3 protein-coding genes are annotated in these 6615 nt (G+C 72.4%); all 3 read left to right on the top strand.

The features are described from left to right. Positions 1-52 precede the first annotated feature (52 nt). From ACZ7CH_RS14000 to ACZ7CH_RS13990, 3 genes are read left to right on the top strand one after another with little or no spacing between them, the layout of a single operon-like run. Positions 53-4792, top strand: a complete 4740-nt coding sequence (locus ACZ7CH_RS14000) for an amino acid adenylation domain-containing protein (RefSeq protein WP_470374037.1) — start codon at positions 53-55, stop codon at positions 4790-4792. Further along, complete coding sequence (locus ACZ7CH_RS13995; protein ID WP_360383744.1) at positions 4789-5052, top strand: phosphopantetheine-binding protein; 264 nt, start codon at positions 4789-4791, stop codon at positions 5050-5052. Before ACZ7CH_RS14000 ends, ACZ7CH_RS13995 begins: the two co-directional genes overlap by 4 nt. After that, positions 5049-6392: an NAD(P)/FAD-dependent oxidoreductase gene (locus ACZ7CH_RS13990; RefSeq protein ID WP_470369146.1), complete on the top strand. Its 1344-nt coding sequence runs from the start codon at positions 5049-5051 to the stop codon at positions 6390-6392. Before ACZ7CH_RS13995 ends, ACZ7CH_RS13990 begins: the two co-directional genes overlap by 4 nt. Positions 6393-6615 lie beyond the last annotated feature (223 nt).

Genomic DNA, 6615 nt, shown 5'->3' with positions numbered 1-6615 from the left:
GCGGGAGTTTCGGGACGGCAACCGTCCCAACGCGCACACAGTGGAGAGACGAATGAACAGCGTGCCCCACGCATGGATCGCGCGGCGGGCGGCCGGCGAACCGGACGCGGTAGCGCTCGTCGAAGGCACCCGCCGGATCACCTACCGCGCGCTGGACCGGTCGGCCAACCAGCTCGCGAACCTGTTGCGCGCCAACGGTGTCCGGCCCGGTGACCTCGTCGCCGTGCGGCTGCCCCGAGGCGTGCGCCTCGTCGTCGCGCTGCTCGCGGTGTGGAAGGCGGGCGCGGCTTACACGCCGCTGGACCCCGCCCACCCGGCCGAGCGGAACGCGGCGGTGCTCGCGGCCGCGCAGCCCCGCCTGGTCGTCTCGGACGCGGCAGCGGACGTCGTGCTCGACCCCGACCTGACCGTGCTGCACGACCAGGACCCGGTCGCACCGGACGTGCCCCTCAGCGGCGACCACCCGGCGTACGTGCTCCACACCTCCGGTTCCACCGGCACCCCGAAGGGCGTGGTCGTCACGCTCGCCGGCATCGGCAACCAGCTGCGGTGGCTGACCCGCACCCACGGTCTCGCGGCCGGGGACCGGGTGCTGCAGAAGACCGCGCTCACGTTCGACGCGGCGGGCTGGGAGGTCTGGGCGCCGCTGATCAGCGGCGCGACCGTCGTGCTGGCACCGCCCGGGGCGGAACGGGACCCCGCCGCCATCGTGCGCGCGGTCGCCGACCACGGGATCACGGTGCTGCAGGTGGTGCCCTCGATGCTGCGCGCGCTGGTCGAGGAGCCGGGGTGGGACCGCTGCACGACGTTGCGCGTCCTCTCCTCCGGCGGCGAGCAGCTGCACGCCGAGCTCGTGCAGCGGTTCCTGCGGGTGGCGGAGAACTGCCCCGTCACGGTCTGGAACACCTACGGGCCGACCGAGGCGGCCATCGACGTGACCGCGCACCGGTTCGACGACCTGCAGCGGTCCGGCCCGGTTCCGATCGGCACACCGATCGACGACATGCGCGTGGAGATCGCCGAGGACGGCGAGCTGCTCATCGGCGGACCAGGCGTCGCCCAGGGATACCTCGCCGACCCCGCGCTGACCGCGGAGCGGTTCGTCCCGGGTCCCGGCGGCACCCGGTGGTACCGCAGCGGCGACCGCGTCCGCCGGCGCGCGGACGGCACCCTGGAGCACCTCGGCCGACTCGACCACCAGGTCAAGGTCAACGGCGTGCGGATCGAGCCCGGCGAGGTCGAAGCCGTCCTCAACGCCCACCCCGACGTGCGCGAGGCCGTCGTCGCGCCCTACACCGCGGCCAGCGGTGCCACCCGGCTCGCCGCCTACGCGCGGCTGGGCTCAGCGGTCGACCTGGCCGCCTACCTCGCCGCCCGGCTGCCCGAGACCCACGTGCCCGCCGCGTTCGTCGAGCTCGACGACTTCCCGCGCACGTCCAGCGGCAAGGTCGACCGCACCGCCCTGCCCGCGCCCGGCACCGCCGTACCCGCCGTGAGCACCGAGGCCGAGGAGCTGGTCGCCGGGGTGTGGCGTGAGCTGCTGGGCGTCGAGCAGGTCGGCGCGCACGACGACTTCTTCCGGCTCGGCGGCTCCTCGCTGCAGCTGACCAGGCTCGGCAACAGGCTGCGCGCGGCCACCGGTGTGGACGTCCCGCTGGCCGCGCTGCTCACCTCTGCCACCGTGGCCGCGCAGGCCCGGCTGATCGACCCGCGGCCGGCGTCCGCGGTACCGGTGCGCCCGGTGCCGCGCGACGGCGCGCTGCCGCTGTCGTTCGGCCAGCAGCGGTTGTGGCTGCTCGACCGGATCCACCCCGCCGCACGCGAGTGGGTCTCCGGGCTGTTCCTGCGCACCGACGCCGGTGAAACCGCCGTGCGCACCGCACTGGACGCCCTGATCGCACGGCACGAGTCGCTGCGCACCCGGTTCGTCGTCGAGGATGGCGAACCACGCCAGGTCGTCGACCCACCGCGGCCGGTGGAGCTGCGCGTGCTCGACGTCCCGGCCGACCGGATCGCGGCCGTCCTCGACGAGGACGCCCGGCGCGGCTTCGACCTCGCCACCGGCCCCGTCGTGCGAGCGCTGCTGTTCCCGGCGGCGGGACGGCTCGTCGTGCTGATGCACCACATCGTCTGCGACGGCTGGTCCTCCGCGGTGCTGGAACGGGAGTTCCACGAGGTCCTGGCCGGCCGCACACCGTCCACACCGGACGTCCAGTACGCGGACTACGCGGTGTGGCAACGGGACCGCCTCACCGAGGAGGTCCTCGCCCGCGAGCTGGCGCACTGGGGCGAGGAGCTGGCGGGTGCCACGCCGCTGGCGTTGCGCACCGACCACCCGCGGCCCGCCGCGCGCGACGCCCGTGGCGCGGTCGTCGGCTTCACCGTCCCGGCCGCGGTCTCGCGGCAGCTGGAGGAGCTCGGCAGGCGCAGCGACGCGACCCCGTTCATGGTGCTGCTCACCGCCTACGCCACGCTGCTCGCCCGCTACACCGCCCAGTGGGACGTGGTCGTCGGCAGCCCCGTCGCCGGCCGCGACCGCCCCGAGATCGAGAACGTCGTCGGGTTCTTCCTCAACAGCATCGTGCTGCGCTGCCGCCTGGACGGCGACCTGACCTTCGAACAGGCCCTCGACTCCGTGCGCAACACGTGCAAGCAGGCGTTCGCGCACCAGGAGCTGCCGTTCGAACGGCTCGTCGCCGCACTCGCCCCGGAACGGGACCTGTCCCGCACGCCGCTCTACCAGGTGGCGTTCGACTTCCACGGCGACGAGCTGACCGGCGCACCCTCCGACGACGCCGAGCTGACCACCCTGCTCGAAGCGTCCCAGGTCGCCAAGACCGACCTCACGCTCTACCTGCGCAAGCAGTCCGACGGATCGATGACGGGGATGCTGGAGTACGCGACCTCGTTGTTCGACCGGTCGACCGTCGAGCGGATGGCACGGCACCTCGGGCAGCTGCTGGCGTCCGTCACGGGCGAGACGCTGCTCGGCACCGCGGACCTGCTGCCCGCGGACGAGCGCCGCGACGTGCTGTCGTGGAGCGGCAACCCGGTCGAGCCGGTCACGTCGTCGGTCCTCGACGGGTTCGAGCGGCAGGCCGCGGCGACCCCCGACGCGACCGCGCTGGTCGTGGCCGGCGCGACCGTCACGTTCCGCGAGCTCGACGCGCACGCCAACCGCCTGGCCCGGAGGCTGAGGGACGTGGGCGTCGGACCGGAGTCGGTCGTCGGCGTGCTGCTGGACCGCGGCGCGGACCTGCCGGCGGCGTTCCTGGCGGTGTGGAAGGCGGGCGGTGCGTACGTGCCGCTGGACCCGGACTTCCCGGCCGACCGCGTCCGGTACGTGCTGGCCGACGCCGGGGCCGACGTCCTGATCACCCACCGCGACGGCTTCGGCGGCCTGCGGCCCGACGTCCACGACGGCGACGCGAGCCCGTTGCCGCGTTCGATGGACCTGGACGCGCTGGCGTACGTCATCTACACCTCCGGTTCGACCGGGCGGCCCAAGGGCGTGCAGGTGCCGCACCGCGGCCTCGCGAACCACGTCCGCTGGGCGGTCGGCGAGCTCGCCGCAACCGGTGGTGCGCCGGTGTTCTCGTCGGTCGCGTTCGACCTGGTCGTGCCCAACGTGTGGGCGCCGCTGCTGGCCGGGCACCCGACGCACCTGCTGCCCCAGGACCTCGACCTCACCGAGCTCGGCGCGCGGCTGCTGGCCGCGGCACCGTTCGGGTTCCTCAAGCTCACACCCGGCCACCTCGACGTGCTCACCCAGCAGCTGGAGCCCGCGCAGCGCGCAGGGCTCGCCGACGTGGTCGTCGTGGCGGGCGAGGCGCTCCCGCCCCGGCTCGCCGCGCAGTGGGACGGCCTGGTCGACCTGGTCAACGAGTACGGCCCCACCGAGACCTCGGTCGGCACGTGCACCCATCCGGTGCGCTCGCCGCTCGGCGACTCGGTGCCGATCGGGACACCGCTGCCCGGCGTCACGATGCACGTGCTCGACACCCGGTTGGAGCCGGTGCCGGTCGGCGTGGTGGGGGAGCTGTTCGTCGGCGGCGCCGGCGTGGCCCGCGGCTACGCGAACCGGCCGGACCTCACCGCGGAGCGCTTCCTGCCCGATCCCTTCGGCCCGCCGGGAACGCGGTTCTACCGCACCGGCGACCTCGTGCGGCTGCTGCCCGGCGGCGCCGTCGACTTCGTCGGCCGGCGCGACCAGCAGGTGAAGATCCGCGGCTACCGGGTGGAGCTGGGCGAGGTCACCGGGGTGCTCACCGAGCACCCCGGCGTGCGCGACGCGGTCGTGGTCGCCGGGGACGGCGTGCTGACCGCGTACTACGTGCCGGTGGCCGGTGACGTGGAGCTCGGCGGGTGGTGCGCCGGGAAGCTGCCCGCCTACATGGTGCCCGCGACGTTCACCGCGCTCCCGGCGTTCCCCCTGAACGCCAACGGAAAGCTCGACCGCGCCGCACTGCCCGCACCCGGCCCCGCCGCCGAGACCCTGGTCGCACCGCGCGGTGTCGTCGAGGAACGGGTTGCCGAGGTGTTCACCGCGCTGCTCGGCGTCCCGGTCGGCGCGCACAGCCACTTCTTCTCGATCGGCGGCAACTCGATCCTCGCGATCCGGCTGATCGCGACGATCCAGTCCGAGTTCGAGGTGACCGTGCCGATGCGCGCGGTCTTCGAAGGCGGCACGGTCGCCGACCTCGCCGCCGTGGTCGAGGAGCAGGTGCGGGCCGAGCTCGACCGGATGTCCGACGAAGAACTGGCCCTGCTCGACGAGAGTGAGAACCGATGACCGAGGAAGAATACGTCTCCGCACTGCTCGCCTTCGTGCGACGGGAGTTCCTGTCGGACTCCGACGACGTGGAGCTGACGGCGGCCACGCCGCTGATCGAGTCGGGCGTCCTCGACTCGCTGCGCATCGCCGTGCTGATGGCGTTCATCCGCGACGAGTTCGCCGTGCAGGTGCCGCTGACCAAGATCGACGCGCGGCACTTCGCGGACATCAGCACCATCGCCGCGATGCTGCACGAGGAGCAGGGGGTGCGCGCATGAGCACCGACTACGACGTCGCGATCATCGGCGGCGGCCCGGCCGGCTCGACGATGGCGTCCTACCTGGCCAGGGCCGGCCTGAACGTGGTCGTGTTCGAGGGCGAGACCTTCCCGCGCGAACACGTCGGCGAGTCCCTGGTCCCCGCCACCACACCGGTGCTGGCCGAGATCGGCGCGCTGGAGAAGGTCGACGAGGCCGGGTTCCCGAAGAAGTACGGGGCGTCCTGGACGTCCGCGGAGTCGCGCGACATCCCGAAGATGGGCTACAGCGGCCTGAGCCACGGCTGGACCGCGGACATCCAGTTCGTGGAGCGCAACCAGCCCGGTGTGGACCGCGACTACACCTTCCACGTCGACCGCGGCCGCTTCGACGCGATCCTGCTCAAGCACGCCCAGGAGCAGGGCGCCACGGTCTTCAACGGCGTCCGCGTGCGCGACGTCGACTTCTCCTCCCCGTCGGAGGTGCGCCTGACCTGCCGCGTCGGCCCGCGCGACGTCCCGTTCACCGCGCGCATGGTGGTCGACGCCTCCGGCCGCTCGACGCTGCTGGGCAAGCAGCTCAAGGTGAAGGTCAGCGACCCGGTGTTCGACCAGTACGCGGTGCACACCTGGTTCGAGGGCCTCGACCGCGGTGCGCTGGCGGGGGACGCGTCGCAGGTGGACCACATCTTCGTGCACTTCCTGCCCATCAAGGACACCTGGGTGTGGCAGATCCCGATCACCGACACCATCACGTCCATCGGCGTGGTGACCCAGAAGAAGCGCTTCCGCGAGAGCTCCGGCGACCGCGAGGAGTTCTTCTGGGACTTCGTGGGAAGCCGCCCGGAGCTGGCCGACGCGCTGAAGAACTCGCAGCGGCTGCGCCCGTTCAAGGTCGAGGGCGACTACAGCTACGCGATGGAGAAGATCTGCGGCGACCGGTTCGTGCTGATCGGTGACGCGGCCCGGTTCGTCGACCCGATCTTCTCCAGCGGTGTGAGCGTGGCGCTCAACAGCGCGCGGATCGCGGCCCAGGACATCATCGCCGCGCACGCCGCCGGCTCGTACGAGAAGGAGCGCTTCGGCACCTATGAGTCGAAGCTGCGGCGGGCGGTGAAGTACTGGTACGAGTTCATCTCCATCTACTACCGGCTCAACGTGCTGTTCACCGCGTTCGTGCAGGACCACCGGTATCGCGTGGACGTGCTCAAGATGTTGCAGGGCGACGTGTACGACGGCGAGGAACCCAAGGCGCTCAAGGCGATGAAGGAGGTGGTCGCCGCCGTCGAGGCGAACCCCGACCACCTCTGGCACCCGTACCTGGGCACGCTCAAGGCACCCACCTCGGCACCCAGCTTCTGACGGTTCGACCCCAGCGGGCCGGCTCCTCCGGGAGCCGGCCCGCTGTCGTGTGCGCCGATGGCTTTCGGCGCGACGAAAGGGGTGCCCGGACCGTGGCCCGAACACCCCTTGTTGTTCTGTCCTACGGGCTAAGCCCCTTGGCCAGCAGTCTTGTCCGCCCCTTCCTCTCGTTGCTGCCCAGGGCGTCTGCAAGTAGAGCCAGGGGCGGGGACTTGGGGCGGCA

Source organism: Lentzea sp. NPDC037011 (assembly GCF_055607425.1).
Note: the sequence above shows the minus strand (reverse complement) of the source record. Positions and strands in the feature narration are given on the sequence as shown.

Coding starts and splice junctions, on each gene's coding strand:
- ACZ7CH_RS14000 (WP_470374037.1), top strand. CDS start 53: ATGAACAGCGTGCCCCACGCATGGATCGCGCGGCGGGCGGCCGGCGAA.
- ACZ7CH_RS13995 (WP_360383744.1), top strand. CDS start 4,789: ATGACCGAGGAAGAATACGTCTCCGCACTGCTCGCCTTCGTGCGACGG.
- ACZ7CH_RS13990 (WP_470369146.1), top strand. CDS start 5,049: ATGAGCACCGACTACGACGTCGCGATCATCGGCGGCGGCCCGGCCGGC.